This is a genomic window from Streptococcus mitis (assembly GCF_946188375.1).
Classification (GTDB): domain Bacteria; phylum Bacillota; class Bacilli; order Lactobacillales; family Streptococcaceae; genus Streptococcus; species Streptococcus mitis_CX.
This window is the reverse complement of the sequence record NZ_CAMHUS010000003.1, coordinates 170,008-185,700: the sequence shown is the minus strand read 5'-3', so window position 1 is coordinate 185,700 and position 15,693 is coordinate 170,008. Positions and strand designations below refer to the sequence as shown.

The window sequence follows — 15,693 nt, the reverse complement described above, 5'->3', positions numbered from 1 at the left end:
TCTTAGTTTGGTTTATTAATATTAGTTAAATTTATCCTATTCCTAAACGTTAATATCCAGCTATATTATGTCACATCGCTATTTGAAAAATCTTATTTTCCTTCTTTATCAGGAAAGAGATAACCAATACCTACACAAGCTAGCACACCTGCTCCAATTACCAAGCCACTTGAAATTGGCAACAGATCCAAAATTGCATTCGCAATAATAAAGGCAATAATCAAACACATCAGACTAGCCTTGTAGTCTTTTTTCAAAAGATTCTCTAGAGTGAAAAATAGGAACAGCCCTACCGGAATCAATGACCAGAGGTTGACATTTAAACTTGGCCAGCCAACAAAACCAAAATACACTACTGTCGCTGCTGCTACTAAAAATATAATCCCTAATAATTTTTTCATTTTTTATCTCCAATTTCTTTTTTATGAACTTGAGTTATCTGATAGTGACGTCTCACATCCCTTACAAAAATCATTATAGCAGAGGTCAGTTTCAAGAACAAGCTCTTTTGTCTATCTGGTCTCTATCTCTGTCTAAATGGTTCAATAATTAAGAAAAAAAGAAACCCAGTAGAATGAGTTCCTTCACTTTGCCGATTGCAGGGATTGAACCTGTGACCTAGGCTTTACGAGTGCCTTGCTCTACCAACTGAGCTAAATCGGCGATTACATATAAAGTATAGCACTCTGAGAATAGGTGTCAAGAAATTTTCATCACTATTAGAAAAAGCCTGTCCTGAGACAAGGCTTTGATAACATCTATTGCTAAGAACCCGCACTTTCGTAGGCATCTAAGCCCCTATCCCAAAGTTTAAGGGAAATGACAAAGAAAACCAGAGAAATCAACATCAAACCTCCGATGTTAAAGATTACATCCTTGTCCTGCAAGAAATAGCTGGCAGGATAGTAGGCCGTAAAGGCAAAAGGTACAATAAAACTGATTAACCAACGAAGAAATGAATTATAAATTGAAATGGGATACTTGGCAAAATCATTAAACATATAGAAAATGTAAATCATTGCTCCTGACTGCTTGGTCCAAAAAGCGATGCTGGCTGTCGCGATTTTCAAGGAAGTATAAATCAAGGTCGCAAAAGGAATACAAACTAGGAAAAGCAGGAATTTTGGAAGAGTCCAAGCAATGCTAGATACCGTTGTCGCTAGTAGGATCCCACCAACCAAGAGTTCGCCCAAAGCATCAATCTGAAAGGTCTCAACTAGGATGTGAAAGAGAGGATTGATGGGACGAGTCAGATACTTGTCAAACTCCCCTTTTCGCACCAAACGTTGGCCCAGTGCCCAGAGATTATCAAAAAAGAGATGGTCCAAGCCCTTTGGAATCAAGGAAAAACCATAGATAAAGGCAATTTCTTGGAAGGACCAGCCTTCTAGGGATGGAATGTGTTGAAAGATGACATTGAGAAACAAGAGGTTCAAGCCTTGGGTCAGAAAAACTCCCAGAACACCAACTACAAAATCCACCTTGTATTCCATGATTTGCTTGATGTATTGTCTGATAAAAATCAGATGCATGCGTTGATATTTTTTCATACTAACCTCCCTGAATGGTAATGAATGACTGGACTCGTTTCCAAATCAACTGAGACAAGCCCACCATCACTAAGAGCCAGAAAAACTGCAAAGCGAGCGCCTGAAGAATCTGATTGGCATCGTATTTCCCAACGATAATCATGACCGGAGTGTAAATCAAGGATGAAAAAGGCAGGAAGGACAGAATATCTGAAACAACCTTTGGAAAGAAAGCCAAGGGAATCAAACTTCCAGACATAAAGGCCACTATTGAAGTCTTAAGTAGGTTGGAACCCCAAAGATTTTTAAACACAAAGGCAGAAAATCCAAAGCAGATATTAAAGAAAAAGTTAATCAGATAGGCCAGCGTTAAGCTAAAAAGATAAAGGACAGTTAATCCCAGCACTTCTACAATCCCTTGCCCAGATACGATTTTCATCAAAACAATGACACTTAAAAATGGAAGGCCAACAGAGATAAAAATCAACCACTTGGAGCCAAGCTCTGTAAAAAGGTAAGATGCCGCAAAATGCACTGGTCTCAACAAGCGCATGATAATGGAGCCATCCTTGACCTCCTCCCCAATCATAAAGGAGCTATCAGACCTGGTCAAAAGATTAGTCACAAAACTCATGATAATGTAAAGGGTGATATCTGCCATACTAAAGCCCTGAATCAAAGATTCTTGCGAAGAATCAAAGACAGCCTTCCAGAGATAAAAGGCCACAAAAGCACCCATGACATCGCCGATCCGATAGAGAATAAAGTTGACTCGATAGGTAATCAATTCCTGAACACCTGCATTGATAAAGGGTTTATAACGTCTCCACAATTTGACCATCTTAGAGCTCCTTTCGATAGAAGCGACGGATAATATCCTCAATATCCGTATCCACCATCTTCAAATCGCGGACCTCAAAATCAGACAGGGTTTGCTTGATAATGTCAGCTGTCTGGTAGCGTGAACTATCGAATTCAATGTTGAGACTATTCCCTTGTCTATCAATTGTCATATCCGAAAAGCCTTCATAGTGAGAAACTAGATGACTTTGACCTGGTAGCAGTTCAAAGGAGAGAGTCTTCATCTTGCCAAATGTATCCTTAAGCTGGCTAACCGTTCCATCAAAAATCTCCTGCCCCTTATCAATCATAAAAATCCGATCACAGAGTTGCTCAATGTCGCTCAGGTCGTGAGTGGTCAAGAGAATGGTGGTTTCTTCCTCCTGATTGATCTGAGTAATGGCCCGACGAATATTGTCCTTGACCGAGACGTCCAACCCAATGGTCGGCTCATCTAAAAAGAGAACCTTAGGATTGTGAAGCAAGGAAGCTGCAATGTCCGCCCGCATCCGTTGTCCCAGTGAAAGAGTCCGCACGGGGTCCTTGATAAAGTCCTTCAAATCCAAGACTTCATTCAAAAAGTCCATGCGCTTGTGGAAGAGCGAGTCTGGAACATCATAAATCTCCTTCAAGACCGTGTAGGTCTCTTGTAGAGCCAAATCCCACCACAACTGTGTTCTTTGCCCAAAGACCACTCCAATATCCTTGACATAATCTTGGCGATTGTCCTGGGGAATCTTGCCGTTAATCCGACAAAAACCAGATGTCGGTTTTAAAATCCCTGTCAGCATTTTAATGGTTGTCGACTTCCCAGCACCATTAGCCCCGATAAATCCTAAAATTTGTCCTTTTGGGACCTCAAAGGTCAAATCCTTGACCGCTTCAAAGGTCTGCTTTTCAGGATGAATAAAAGAGCGTAAAGCCCCCTTCAAGCCCGGTTCCTTAACAGTCTTCACAAAATTTTTCTGAAGATGTTCCACTTCTATCATTGCCATATCTATCTCCCTATGGTAAGGAATAGCAACATTGTATTTTTGACTACAAATATTCTAAATCCTTACTTTCTACACCTTCTCAATATTATTACAGAAGTCTTTACACCAATCTATTATAGTCCAATAAAAACTAGAATGCAAGCGTTTGCTTAAAGTTTATGAAATTGAAAATTTTTCTCTTAAAGTGGTATTTTTATACTCAATGAGAATCAAAGAGCAAACTAGGAAGCTAGATGCAGGTAGCTCAAAGCACAGCTTTGAGGTTGCAGATAAAGCTGACGTGGTTTGAAGAGATTTTCGAAGAGTATTAGTCCAAAATTCTGGTTTAATAGTTTCCTTAAAACACCAAAAAAACCCACCCTCATGGGCAGGTTTCTATTCTATATTATTCAGCTAGATTAAGCTTTACCTTCTGAACCGAATACGTCGATACGTTCTTCAACTGATGCTTGGATAGCTTTTACACCGTCAGCCAAGAATTTACGTGGGTCGAAGAGTTTTTTCTTGTCGTATTCTGCTTCGTTTGCTTCGTAGTCACGAGCAAATTTACGAGTTGCGTTAGCGAATGCGATTTGGCATTCAGTGTTAACGTTAACTTTCGCAACACCAAGTTTGATAGCTGCTTGGATTTGCTCATCAGGAATACCTGATCCACCGTGCAATACGATTGGGAATCCTGGAACAGCTTCAGTCAATTTTTGCAAGTGATCAAGGTGAAGACCTTTCCAGTTTGCTGGGTAAGGACCGTGGATGTTCCCGATACCAGCTGCCAAGAAGTCGATACCAGTTTCAACCATTGCTTTAGCGTCTTCGATTGGAGCCAATTCACCATCACCGATGATTCCGTCTTCTTCACCACCGATAGTACCAACTTCAGCTTCCACTGATACACCATTTGCATGAGCAAATTCTACAACTTTACGAGCTTTTTCAAGGTTTTCTTCAACTGGAAGGTGTGAACCATCAAACATAACTGAAGTATAACCAACTCGGATACACTCAAGTGCATCTTCGTAGTGACCGTGGTCAAGGTGGATAGCTACTGGTACAGTGATACCCATTGATTCAACAAGGTTAGCGATCAAGTTGCGAGCAACTTTGTAACCACCCATGTATTTAGCAGCACCCATTGAAGTTTGAATCAAAACTGGAGCTTTTTTAGCTTCTGCTGCACGCAAGATAGCTTGAGTCCACTCAAGGTTGTTTGTGTTAAATCCACCAACTGCATAACCGTTGTCACGAGCTGCTTGGACAAATTTTTCTGCTGAAACGATTGCCATTTTATCAGGCCTCCTGTATATTTTTATGGGTCATCCCATTTACATTGTTCATTTTATCACTTTTTGACAAAAAAATCTAGTTTTTCCCGCAGTTTCGATTGAATTTCTTCTAGCTTCATCTATGTAAACCCTTTCTATCCCTAGTCTTGGGCGACTTTTGGAAAAGCTATGAAGAAGGTTAAACGATTCTCCTTCATCTCGAAACGATAAGGTAATTTTTCATGTTCTAATAGACTCTTAACCACAAAGAGCCCCATCCCAGATCCCTTGGCCTTGCGACTAGCATTGTTAGAAAAAGACTGGGCTAGTTTTTCTTGTTCTTCTGAACTGCAGCTATTTTCTATAAAAAGTTCCCCTTCTCTCTCTCCAATGCGAACTAATCCACCTGGAACAGAGTGCTTAATAGCATTGCTGATGAGATTAGACAGGATTAATTTCATCACAGATGGATTTAGATAAGCCTGCTGGTGGTTCAAACTATTGTCAATCTGAAGTTCTCTCTCCTTTGCTAGCAAAGAATAATCTTGAACTAGACTTTGCGTCATCTGGAGGAGATCTATTATTTCCCTATCATCTCGCAATTCCTGCACAGAAGAGAGAGAAAGTATCTGGAGAACGTGGTGATTGAGCTCATCCACAATTCCTAAGGCTACTCCCAGATAGCGGTCTCTATCCTTATAACGACCGATATTTTCTTTCATGTTTTCAATCAGGATTTTCAAACTAGCTAAGGGTGTTTTCAGTTCATGGGAAGCCCCTCGTAGGAATTCGACCTTCATCTTTTCCAGCTGGAGAATAGCTTCATTCTTGTCATGCAAGTCCGCAATGACAGTCAAAAGATGCTGGTAGAGGCTATTGATTTGTTCCTTGAGATCACCAATCTCATCCCTAGAATCCACGTGCAATCGCACTTGGGCATCCAGTTCCATCATTCTACGAGTTACTCGCTTGATTTCCAAAATCGGGGCAACAATGGTCCGAGCATAGATATAGGCTACCAAAAGGGAAATCAGAAAGGATGCCAGCAAGGTATAGGGAAGAAACTGGAGACTGATTTGCTCTGCTTCCTTTTGCAAATCCATGGACGCTAAAAACTGGAGAGTCATGGTACCACCGTCTTGCGTTGTCACCTCGCGCTCCTCGATAAAAAGAGAGGTTGTCTGACGTTCCGTGTCCAGAGGAAGACTGTCCTTGACTTCTAACTTGTCCTCGGTCATCTCTCCCTTAACGGACCCTTTGATATCACTAGTCTGGGAATACAAGTCTAACACTTGCTCGATGCTCTGCCTATCCTTACCTTCTAGGGACTGGGCAATGGCTGTCGCTTTCTGGCCAATGGTTTCCTGACGGTGGCTCAGATAAGTCGAAGGAAAAAGAAAATAAATTGCTAAATGAAGGCAGATAACCAGAACACTAAATATCGAGAAGGTATAGATAAATATCTTTGTAAATAAACCTGTTCGTTTCATTTTCGCTCCAATTTATAACCAACATTACGCACAGTGAGGATGCAGTCCAAGTCTAGCTTTTTCCGCAGTTCCTTGATATAAACATCAATGACACGGTCAAAGGGAACCTCATCTGTCGCTTTCCAGACCGCATCGATTATCTGAGATCGAGTCAAGGCCCGTCCTTCATTTTTCACCAAGTAGTCAAGAATTTCTAACTCTTTGGCATTGATGGCTACTTCCTCTCCTGATAGACTGGCACTGTAGCTCTCAAAGTCCACTTGGGTATCCTTATAGGAGAAGATTCGTCCCGTATCGTAGTAACGCTTGAAAATTGCATCTACCCTCACTTTTAAGAGGGAGAGGGAGAAGGGTTTTTCCAGATAGCCATCTGCCAGAGAAGCAAAAGCACTCATCTTGTATTCCTCATCCTGAAAGGCGGTCAACATCAGGACAGGAACCTGACTTGTTTTACGAATCTCCGCTAGGACTTCTAAGCCATTGAGTTTGGGCATCTGGATATCCAGTAAAATCAGGGCCACCTCATAGCTAGAAAATTGCTCCAAGGCTTCCTGACCATCCGCCGCCTCAATGGTTTCATAACCACAATCCGTCAAATAATCACTGACCCCCTCACGGATCATCTCTTCATCTTCTACAATTAAAATTTTCATAGAAAAAACGTTTCACATTCCTTTAAATTTCTTGTAAATTATCTCAGTTTCATCCAGAAAGGAAGAGGCCTAATCAAGATGAAATAGATAAAAATGCTACCTATATTATACCCCATTTAGGGGAGAATAGGTAGCAAGTTTGTTATTCGCTATCCAGCAGAAGCTCTTTTGGTTGTTTTCTAAGGAGATTACTTGAAGCAAGCGCCATAACGAGAACCACTAGAACCAAGGCAAGGACAAAGACGATGATAAAGTCTGATGTCTGAATGGAAATATCTAGGCTCGACAAGGTCTTGCTAAAGCCATCTACTTCTGCACCACCACCAAGGTTAGAGGCTTGAGCAGCCTTGCTGGCTTGCTTGGCAACACCTGAAGTGACATTGGCAAGAACAGTATTTCCAATCGCACGAGCTGTGTAGTTGGCTAGGAAGTAAGCAGAAACAAGAGCAGGGATGGCAATCAAGATGGACTCGGTGATAAATTGACCCAAGATACTTGCCTGCTTGAGACCGATAGAGAGGAGAATTCCCACTTCCTTGCGACGGGCGTTAATCCAAAGACTAAGCAAGAGGGCAAGGAGAAGGACTGAGAAGCTCAAGCTACCCCAGAAGAGGAGGTTGGCCATCTTGTACATACCAGAAATGGATTGCTCAAGAGCTGGGTAGTTAGATGAGCTCTTAACAAGTGTGTAGCTCTTCCAGTTGATACCACTGATACCATTCAATTCTTTCATGACATCATCCAAGTTCTTATCTGCTGTTACAAAGAAGGTTGCGTCCCCATAAATAGCTGTGTCTTCTGTGTATCCATAAAGCTTTGCAGCAGTGTGAATGTCTGTGATAGCAGTGTTTTCATAGAGTTCTTGTGAGTAGGTTACTGCTGACTTATTATGACCATCAAAGAGTCCCTTGATTGTCACTTCGACTGTTTCCTTGGCACCTTTTTCATTGTCTGCATCGTAGATATTGGAGTCTAGTTTGACCTTATCCCCGACTTTCCAGCCGTGTTTGGCTGCCAAGTCCTTATGCATGAGAATCTTGTCTTTGTCGTCGTTGGTTAGGTGTTCACCTTCGACCAGCTTATAAGAGCCAGAGACAAACTTGTCTTCTTTAGAGGAGTCATTAACACCTGTAATCATCAAGCTACTTCCAAAATGTTTAGCACGGTCAGGTGTTAGATTTTTCTTGGTTTCTGGCGTTTCGATGAGATCGTATCCAGTCAAATCTCCGATAGCGTTGATGCGTTTCACATAAGACTCGATGGCCTTATTTTCGGTGATTTTTTTGATATCCTCACCCTTGATATTTCCAGCACCACGAGGCGTTCCTTGATTGACGCGACGATTGATTTGCATGGAGAAGCTATTGGTGATATTTTTAAAGGTCTCCTGAGAAGCCTTGGCAGTAGCTCCCTTGATTGACAAGCCAACCAAACTCAAGCTCGCCATAAGGAGAATAATCAGGAAGATAACAATCGATTTGAAAAACTTCCTTGTAACATAGGCAAATGCATTGTGTAACATAGGTTCCCTTTCTAGATTTTGTTTTATTTTATAGTTCTAATACTCAATGAAAATCAAAAAGCAAACTAGGAAGCGAGCCGTAAGCTGTACTTGAGTACGGTAAGGCGACGCTGACGTGGTTTGAAGAGATTTTCGAAGAGTATAATTGAAAAAGCTCATATTATTTCGTCGTATTGCGAGTTTCAGTCAGTTTCTTATCCTTCAATTCAAGTGTAATATCTGACGCTTGTGCCACTTCTTTACTGTGGGTGACGACGATCACACATTTACCTGTTTTCTCGGCAAGTGATTTGAGCAGTTCGACAATATCTCCGGCAGTTTTAGGGTCCAGATTTCCTGTTGGCTCATCCGCTAGAATAACTGGAGCTTCTGAGACCAAACTACGAGCAATGGCAACACGTTGCTGTTGACCACCTGATAACTGGAGAACATTCCGCTTGATCTGACTTTCATCCAAACCAAGCTCAAGAAGTGTATCCTTGCTTGCTTTTTTGTTGACCAAGCGGATATTTTCCAGTGGAGAAAGATAATCTATCAAGTTATAATTTTGAAAGACCAAGGAAATATGGTGCATGCGATGGTAGGAATAGCCCCTCTTACGAATGTCCTCTCCTTGAAAAAGGATAGAACCTTCAACAGGACTATCTAGACCAGCAAGCAGGGACAAGAGAGTGGATTTTCCTGCTCCTGACTCACCAATGATACTGTAAAATTTCCCGGGTTCAAAATTATAATTGATCTGATATAGGACTGCTTCAGCAGTGTTCTTATAACGGTAGGTAAGGTCTTGTAATTGTAATAAAGTCATGATTTCTCCTTCTTAACTAATAGATGATAAAATTTCTTTCGGCGATTTTCTAAATAAGAATAGGAAACAAAGAGCTACAGATAAGCAACTGAGCAGAACTAGAAAAACATAGGATTCTGCAAAAGATAAGATACTGGTTGATAAACTGCTTGCTTTGGCTAGCGTGTCTTGTAAGACTTCCTGATCTCCACTGGCTAGGACAGTTTGGAGCAGATAGGATGTAATGGCATTTCCAGCGATAAAGGATGGAAGTAAAGCTCCGAGAGATACCAAAACTACCTCTAAACAGAACTGTAGGAAAATCGAGCTCTTGCCTTTTCCAAGCGCCAGTAAAATTCCCACTTCGTAGACCCTTTCTCTCAACCAGAGAGACAAAACAAGAATTAAGGCTCCGGCTCCGGCTATCAACATTCCATAAAGGAAAATGGTCAGAAAGGTTTGGAAGGTTGCAACTGAATCCTTGATTTGTTCAAAAGCCTTGTTTTCCTTTTCGACTTGATAGCCTTGATTCTCCAAGGCCAAGTTTTCTACCTGCTTCATGAGTCCGTCCATTTCCTTAGGATTTTCTACATAGAAGCGAGCTGCACTGACTAGAGATTCACCATTCCCCAAAAGGCTTTGGCTACTTTCATAGTCTGTAAAGACTTGGTTTTCACTGAAGTCTGAAGACAAGCCTGTAAATTTCTCTTGTTTTTTACCAGAGAAGATGCCGACAATTTCAAACTCAACTGTTTGTCCTTTGCCAGATTCTGACTGTCCAGCATCTAAACGAATCTTGTCATGAAGCGAAAGACCGTTCTTCTTTGCCAACTCTTCGTGGATGATGATTTTCTTTGAATCCCCTTTTTGAAGATGTCGCCCTTCTTTTAAGTTGAAAGCCGAGCTGGTAAAGGTAACATCCTTAGATGAATCTTCAAGTGCCGTTAAGCTAACCAAGTTCTTGTCCGCAGCTGACAAATCATCACGCTCCACGCTCTGCTCACCACTCACTACTTCCTTGTCTTTCAGTTTTGCGACCGTCTCGAGTTCAGGAGAGACATTTTCCAGTCCCTTAATCTTGCTCACGGACGCTATCTCTGACAACTTGAAGGTCTGTCCATTTTCTATCTTCTTAATCGAAAAAGATGTGTTGAGTGATTTGTAAAGATTGGTTTCAACTGTTTTGTTGGACTTCATCAGAGTCAAACAGGCTGAAATTCCAGCCAATAGGACAAACAAAATCAGAAATAAAATAAAACTTCTCAGTCGTTTTCTGCTGACATAAGCCCAAGCTCTTTGGATTGGATTCATTTGTCACCTCCATATTTGTAAGACTATTATAAAATCCAAATATGAAATGTTTATGAAATACAAAAAAAGAGCAAAAATTTTTTGCTCTACTTGAATTAGATAAAAAAGAGCTAGCTTAAGCTAACTCTTATCCTATGCGGAGAGAGGGACTTGAACCCTCACGACCTAAAGCGGTCACAGGATCCTTAGTCCTGCGCGTCTGCCAATTCCGCCATCCCCGCGTCGATTACTTTACTAGTATATCAACTTTTAGGATGCTTGTCAACACTTTTTTCAAATTTTTTTCATTTCATCAACCAAATTACTCAGAAATTTCATTTAGATTTTCATCTACTAACTTAGCTCCAAGTGTATTTTTGAAATGTCCAAGGGCAAATTGGTGATTTTCAGACCAGATGGAAGCAACAGCTGGTTTAACAATCTCGATATCATATCCTAGATTATAGGCATCTATAGCTGTATGCAGGACACAGATATCCGTCAAGACTCCTGTTAGGATAACTGTAGAAACGCGACGCTCTCTCAAACGGATATCCAGGTCAGTCCCTGAAAAAGCAGAGTAATGGCGTTTATCCATCCAAAAGACACGACTGTCTGAACCATGCTCTTGATAAAAGGCTCCCAAATCTCCGTATAAATTCCGTCCACTAGTCCCAATCAAATTGTGAGGAGGAAATAGCTTGCTTTCTGGATGGAAACAATCATTTTCTTCGTGAGCATCGATGGTAAAGAAGATGTAATCTCCTCGTTCAAAAGCTAATCGAGTCACCTTGCTGATGGCATCCGAAATTGCCTGGGCTGGAGCACCTGCTGTCAATTTCCCACTATCAGCCACAAAATCTTCTGTATAATCAATCGAAATTAAAGCCTTAGTCATTAGTAATCTCTTTTCTTCACTTCTTCAAAAATATCTGAAATCAAGACCTTAAGATAGGTTCCCTTCATTCCAAGTGAGCGACTTTCAATAATCCCTGCAGACTCAAGTTTACGAAGGGCATTGACAATCACAGAGCGAGTGATTCCGATACGGTCTGCAATCACAGACGCAGTCAACTGCCCTTCATTTCCATTTAATTCCCCTAAAATTGCTGAAACAGCACGAAGTTCTGAATAAGAAAGGGTATTAACCGCCATAGTAACAGCAGTACGGCGGCGGATATTTTTCTCATCTTCTTCACGTTGGAAGTTGAGGAGCTGAATCCCAACAACGGTACTGGCAATCTCAACAAGGATCAAGTCCTCATCTTCGAATTTCTTATCATTGCGCCAAATAATCAAAGAACCTAAACGAATCCCTGACACATGAATCGGTGCAATAGTCGTCAAGCCATCAGGAAAATCAGCACGACTTTCCACAGGGAAAATACTCAAATCATGATCAACTGTCAGATTGGCTTCTGTATCGTAAATCATGTTCGCGCCCTGTACATAGTCATCCGGGAAAATCTTAGTTTGGAAGAATTGCTCCACGCGATCTGTATTGGTTTTATAACGCATAAAATAGCCAAGGAGACGTCCCTTGCTGTTAACGATACAGGCGTTACAGTCAATGATATCTGCCAATTGACGGGTAATCGCATTGTAAGGAAGTTCTTCCTGCAACTGCTCCTCCGAGCGCTTCAGGATAGAAGTAATTTTTCTAGTTTTTTCTAATAAATGTGCCATTTTTCACCTCGAATTTAATCGCTATCATTATAACATAAACAGCTTAAATTTTCAATTATTATCTGAAAATTGCTTATTTAATTGCAATTTGAAAAAACAAGAATATTTTTAATTAAATTGCTTCTTTTCTATTGACAAGCCCCTTATTTTTGTGTAGTATAATATTACAAGAGGATAATATATATTATTTATCTTTCTTTTCCATTCGGTCTCCTTATATAAAAAAGCGATTCATTTTGAACCGCTTTTTCTTATTTATCGCCCTTGTTACGAATAACAAAGCCTGTTTGCTTTTCACTTGAAGTATTGCGTGGTTTTTTATTATCTTTATTACGGTAACGTCTGTCTTTATCAAAACGATCATTGCCACGACTTCCTTTTTTGAAATCATCACGACGACCACGACGGTTGTCTCCACGGCGATTATCACGACGGTCATCTCCACGACGGCCTCCCTTAGCTTTTCCACCGAAGCCATTACCTGATGGTTTAAATGGCAGTGGTTTTTCACGTGCAATCTCCACTTCAGGAAGACTATCTGGGTCTTGAACAGTCAGACTCAAGATATACATTGCCAATTCTTCTGGAGTAAATTCGGCAGCTAGCTTACGAGCATCCTTACCAAATTTCTCAAAGTTGGCACGGATAGTCTCATCTGCAAAATCACGTTCGATTTTCTTAAGAGCCACTTGTTTCTTAGCTTGGAAGGCTTCTTCTGCGCTTGCAGGTTTAAGCCCTTTCATGCGTTTCTTGGTCAAGTTTTCAATAATTTGAAGGTAGCCCATTTCGTTTGGAGCAACGAAGGTAATCGATTGACCTGACTTACCAGCACGACCTGTACGACCAATACGGTGAACATAACTTTCAGGATCTTGTGGAATATCGTAGTTATAGACATGGGTCACACCTGAAATATCCAAACCACGCGCTGCAACGTCTGTCGCAACCAAAACATCAAGATTTCCGTTTTTGAAGTCACGAAGGACACGAAGACGTTTGTTTTGGTCTAGGTCTCCATGAATTCCTTCTGCACGGAAGCCACGGATTTTCAAACCACGAGTCAATTCATCTACACGACGTTTGGTACGACCAAATACGATAGCAAGTTCTGGTTGTTCCACATCCATAAGACGAGTCATGGTATCAAACTTTTCTTGTTCTTTAACACGGATGTAGTATTGGTCAACCAATTCTGTTGTCAATTCCTTAGCAGCAATCTTCACATGCTCAGGCTCTTTCATAAACTGAACACCGATACGTTTGATGGCATCTGGCATAGTTGCTGAAAAAAGCAAAGTTTGACGGCTTTCTGGGACACGCGAGATGATAGCTTCGATGTCTTCAAGGAAGCCCATGTTGAGCATTTCATCCGCTTCGTCAAGAATGAGGGTTTCAATGTCTTGTAATTTCAAGGCCTTGCGTTTAATCAAGTCCAAAAGGCGACCAGGTGTTCCCACCACGATATGGGCACCAGATTTAAGAGCCTTAATTTGTTTTTCAATGCTTGATCCGCCATAAACTGAACGGACTTTGACTCCCTTGCTACGACCAAAACGGAAGAGTTCTTCTTGACTTTGGACAGCAAGTTCACGTGTTGGAGCGATAACCAAAGCTTGAATGGTCGCTTCTTCTGTACGGATTTTTTCAAGGGTTGGCAAACCAAAAGCTGCAGTTTTTCCTGTACCAGTCTGAGCTTGACCGATAACATCCTTACCTTCGAGCGCCAAGGGAATAGTTTGTTCTTGGATAGGACTAGCTTCTACAAAACCAGCTTTTTCAATCTCTGCTAGCAAATCAGCAGACAAGTTTAATTCATTAAATTTCACGTTATTCTTCTTTCTAAAGGTGGTGCGAAGCCACCCTATAGGGCTTAGTTTATACTTTTCTTTTTATGACGTATTTTCATATACTGGATACAAAATCGTGTTGCTTCTTTTCCACAAAAGAAAAGTACTGTTTTCTTTGCAACCTATCTAGTATAACACAAGACTAGAACAAAAGATAGCTAAATCCGTCGATAATGTCATGTAAACGATTTTCCTTAGAAAATGAGGATGAAATTTCTACTATTTCATTAACTTTTTTAAAGCGTAGCAGAATTGTGCAAAAGTTTTTTTCTTGTGCTAGAATGAAATTCGAATAGGAGGAAGATAAATGTTAACTTATGATTTAATCGTTATCGGATTTGGTAAAGCTGGTAAAACACTAGCTGGTAAATTGGCTTCAGCTGGCAAAAAAGTTGCCCTCGTTGAACGTAGCAAAGCTATGTACGGTGGAACTTGTATCAACATTGGTTGTATCCCAACTAAAACTTTGCTAGTTGCTGCTGAGAAAGACTTGTCTTTTGAAGAAGTCATTGCTACTAAAAACACGATCACTGGCCGCCTCAACGGTAAAAACTATGCGACTGTTGCTGGTACAGGTGTCGATATTTTTGATGCGGAAGCTCACTTCCTTTCAAATAAAGTCATCGAAATCCAAGCTGGTGATGAAAAACAAGAACTGACTGCTGAAACAATCGTCATCAACACTGGTGCTGTTTCAAACGTCTTGCCAATCCCTGGACTTGCTACAAGCAAAAACGTCTTTGACTCAACAGGTATCCAAAACTTGGACAAATTGCCTGAAAAACTTGGAGTCCTTGGTGGCGGAAATATCGGTCTTGAATTTGCCGGCCTTTACAACAAACTTGGAAGCAAGGTTACAGTCCTAGATGCCTTGGATACTTTCCTACCACGTGCAGAACCTTCCATTGCAGCTCTTGCTAAACAATACATGGAAGAAGACGGTATTGAATTGCTTCAAAACATCCGTACTACTGAAATTAAAAATGACGGTGACCAAGTCCTTGTCGTAACTGAAAACGAAACTTACCGTTTCGATGCCCTTCTCTACGCAACTGGACGTAAACCAAATGTAGAACCACTTCAACTTGAAAATACAGACATTGAACTAACTGAACGTGGCGCTATTAAAGTAGACAAACATTGTCAAACAAACGTTCCTGGTGTTTTTGCAGTTGGAGATGTCAACGGTGGCCTTCAATTTACTTACATTTCACTTGATGACTTCCGTGTTGTTTACAGCTACCTGGCTGGAGATGGCAGCTACACACTTGAAGACCGTCTCAATGTACCAAACACCATGTTTATCACACCTGCACTTTCACAAGTTGGTTTGACTGAAAGCCAAGCAGCTGATTTGAAACTTCCATATGCTGTTAAGGAAATCCCTGTTGCAGCCATGCCTCGTGGTCACGTAAATGGAGACCTTCGTGGAGCTTTCAAAGCTGTTGTTAATACTGAAACAAAAGAAATTCTTGGAGCAAGCATCTTCTCAGAAGGTTCTCAAGAAATCATCAACATCATCACTGTTGCTATGGACAACAAGATTCCTTACACTTACTTCACAAAACAAATCTTCACTCACCCAACCTTGGCTGAGAACTTGAATGACTTGTTTGCGATTTAAGTTGAGATTTCATCGTATCAAACAGCCCTCTGAGGGCTGTTTTCATTTCTGCGAAATCTCATACTCTTCGAAAATCAAATTCAAACCACGTCAGCTTCACCTTGCCGTACTCAAGTACAGCCTGCGGCTAGCTTCCTAGTTTGCTCTTTGATTTTCATTGAGTATCAAATC

General features: G+C 41.0%; 14 protein-coding genes and 2 tRNA genes. 1 reads left to right on the top strand and 15 read right to left on the bottom strand.

The features are described from left to right. Positions 1–92 precede the first annotated feature (92 nt). From N8M16_RS05090 to cshA, 15 genes are all read right to left on the bottom strand, one after another. On the bottom strand, positions 93–401 hold the full coding sequence (locus N8M16_RS05090) for a hypothetical protein (RefSeq protein WP_261069740.1): 309 nt from the start codon (positions 399–401) through the stop codon (positions 93–95). A gap of 189 nt (positions 402–590) precedes the next feature. Beyond that, positions 591–663: transfer RNA gene (locus N8M16_RS05085), tRNA-Thr, on the bottom strand. Positions 664–764: 101 nt separating this feature from the next. Further along, positions 765–1,550, bottom strand: coding sequence for an ABC transporter permease (locus tag N8M16_RS05080; protein WP_049502195.1), 786 nt, complete (start codon positions 1,548–1,550; stop codon positions 765–767). Between the two features lies 1 nt (position 1,551). Continuing rightward, on the bottom strand, positions 1,552–2,370 hold the full coding sequence (locus tag N8M16_RS05075) for an ABC transporter permease (RefSeq protein WP_000240169.1): 819 nt from the start codon (positions 2,368–2,370) through the stop codon (positions 1,552–1,554). A 1-nt stretch (position 2,371) separates the two neighbouring features. After that, on the bottom strand, positions 2,372–3,364 hold the full coding sequence (locus N8M16_RS05070; protein WP_049502196.1) for an ABC transporter ATP-binding protein: 993 nt from the start codon (positions 3,362–3,364) through the stop codon (positions 2,372–2,374). Between the two features lie 398 nt (positions 3,365–3,762). Continuing rightward, complete coding sequence (locus tag N8M16_RS05065; RefSeq protein WP_023946263.1) at positions 3,763–4,644, bottom strand: class II fructose-bisphosphate aldolase; 882 nt, start codon at positions 4,642–4,644, stop codon at positions 3,763–3,765. A 140-nt stretch (positions 4,645–4,784) separates the two neighbouring features. Next, on the bottom strand, positions 4,785–6,113 hold the full coding sequence (gene vncS, locus N8M16_RS05060) for a sensor histidine kinase VncS (protein ID WP_261069739.1): 1,329 nt from the start codon (positions 6,111–6,113) through the stop codon (positions 4,785–4,787). Next, a complete protein-coding gene (gene vncR / locus N8M16_RS05055; protein WP_261069738.1) occupies positions 6,110–6,766 on the bottom strand; it encodes a response regulator transcription factor VncR in 657 nt (218 codons plus the stop codon). The genes vncS and vncR overlap by 4 nt, the downstream gene beginning before the upstream one ends. Before the next feature lie 142 nt (positions 6,767–6,908). Then, the gene (vex3, locus tag N8M16_RS05050) at positions 6,909–8,288 is read right to left on the bottom strand and encodes an ABC transporter permease subunit Vex3 (protein WP_261069737.1); all 1,380 of its coding nucleotides are present in this window, start codon (positions 8,286–8,288) and stop codon (positions 6,909–6,911) included. Between the two features lie 160 nt (positions 8,289–8,448). Further along, on the bottom strand, positions 8,449–9,096 hold the full coding sequence (vex2, locus tag N8M16_RS05045; RefSeq protein WP_261069736.1) for an ABC transporter ATP-binding subunit Vex2: 648 nt from the start codon (positions 9,094–9,096) through the stop codon (positions 8,449–8,451). A 12-nt stretch (positions 9,097–9,108) separates the two neighbouring features. Continuing rightward, entirely contained in the window at positions 9,109–10,386 is a 1,278-nt protein-coding gene (locus N8M16_RS05040; RefSeq protein WP_261069735.1) for an ABC transporter permease, read from the bottom strand. A gap of 135 nt (positions 10,387–10,521) precedes the next feature. Next, positions 10,522–10,607: transfer RNA gene (locus tag N8M16_RS05035), tRNA-Leu, on the bottom strand. Between the two features lie 80 nt (positions 10,608–10,687). Continuing rightward, complete coding sequence (locus N8M16_RS05030) at positions 10,688–11,263, bottom strand: cysteine hydrolase family protein (protein WP_261069734.1); 576 nt, start codon at positions 11,261–11,263, stop codon at positions 10,688–10,690. Further along, on the bottom strand, positions 11,263–12,051 hold the full coding sequence (gene codY / locus N8M16_RS05025) for a GTP-sensing pleiotropic transcriptional regulator CodY (protein ID WP_049542801.1): 789 nt from the start codon (positions 12,049–12,051) through the stop codon (positions 11,263–11,265). Before codY ends, N8M16_RS05030 begins: the two co-directional genes overlap by 1 nt. Before the next feature lie 251 nt (positions 12,052–12,302). Then, positions 12,303–13,877 (bottom strand): degradosome RNA helicase CshA, encoded by a 1,575-nt coding sequence (gene cshA, locus N8M16_RS05020; protein WP_261069733.1) that lies wholly within the window; start codon positions 13,875–13,877, stop codon positions 12,303–12,305. A 328-nt stretch (positions 13,878–14,205) separates the two neighbouring features. On the opposite strand from cshA, the gene N8M16_RS05015 reads away from it, so the two are divergent. Continuing rightward, positions 14,206–15,522: an FAD-containing oxidoreductase gene (locus N8M16_RS05015; protein ID WP_173228731.1), complete on the top strand. Its 1,317-nt coding sequence runs from the start codon at positions 14,206–14,208 to the stop codon at positions 15,520–15,522. The last annotated feature ends 171 nt before the right edge of the window (positions 15,523–15,693 follow it).

Bases quoted from the DNA above. Each gene is read 5' to 3' on its own strand.
- N8M16_RS05090 (WP_261069740.1), bottom strand. From the start codon at position 401: ATGAAAAAATTATTAGGGATTATATTTTTAGTAGCAGCAGCGACAGTA.
- N8M16_RS05080 (WP_049502195.1), bottom strand. From the start codon at position 1,550: ATGAAAAAATATCAACGCATGCATCTGATTTTTATCAGACAATACATC.
- N8M16_RS05075 (WP_000240169.1), bottom strand. From the start codon at position 2,370: ATGGTCAAATTGTGGAGACGTTATAAACCCTTTATCAATGCAGGTGTT.
- N8M16_RS05070 (WP_049502196.1), bottom strand. From the start codon at position 3,364: ATGGCAATGATAGAAGTGGAACATCTTCAGAAAAATTTTGTGAAGACT.
- N8M16_RS05065 (WP_023946263.1), bottom strand. From the start codon at position 4,644: ATGGCAATCGTTTCAGCAGAAAAATTTGTCCAAGCAGCTCGTGACAAC.
- vncS (WP_261069739.1), bottom strand. From the start codon at position 6,113: ATGAAACGAACAGGTTTATTTACAAAGATATTTATCTATACCTTCTCG.
- vncR (WP_261069738.1), bottom strand. From the start codon at position 6,766: ATGAAAATTTTAATTGTAGAAGATGAAGAGATGATCCGTGAGGGGGTC.
- vex3 (WP_261069737.1), bottom strand. From the start codon at position 8,288: ATGTTACACAATGCATTTGCCTATGTTACAAGGAAGTTTTTCAAATCG.
- vex2 (WP_261069736.1), bottom strand. From the start codon at position 9,096: ATGACTTTATTACAATTACAAGACCTTACCTACCGTTATAAGAACACT.
- N8M16_RS05040 (WP_261069735.1), bottom strand. From the start codon at position 10,386: ATGAATCCAATCCAAAGAGCTTGGGCTTATGTCAGCAGAAAACGACTG.
- N8M16_RS05030 (WP_261069734.1), bottom strand. From the start codon at position 11,263: ATGACTAAGGCTTTAATTTCGATTGATTATACAGAAGATTTTGTGGCT.
- codY (WP_049542801.1), bottom strand. From the start codon at position 12,051: ATGGCACATTTATTAGAAAAAACTAGAAAAATTACTTCTATCCTGAAG.
- N8M16_RS05015 (WP_173228731.1), top strand. From the start codon at position 14,206: ATGTTAACTTATGATTTAATCGTTATCGGATTTGGTAAAGCTGGTAAA.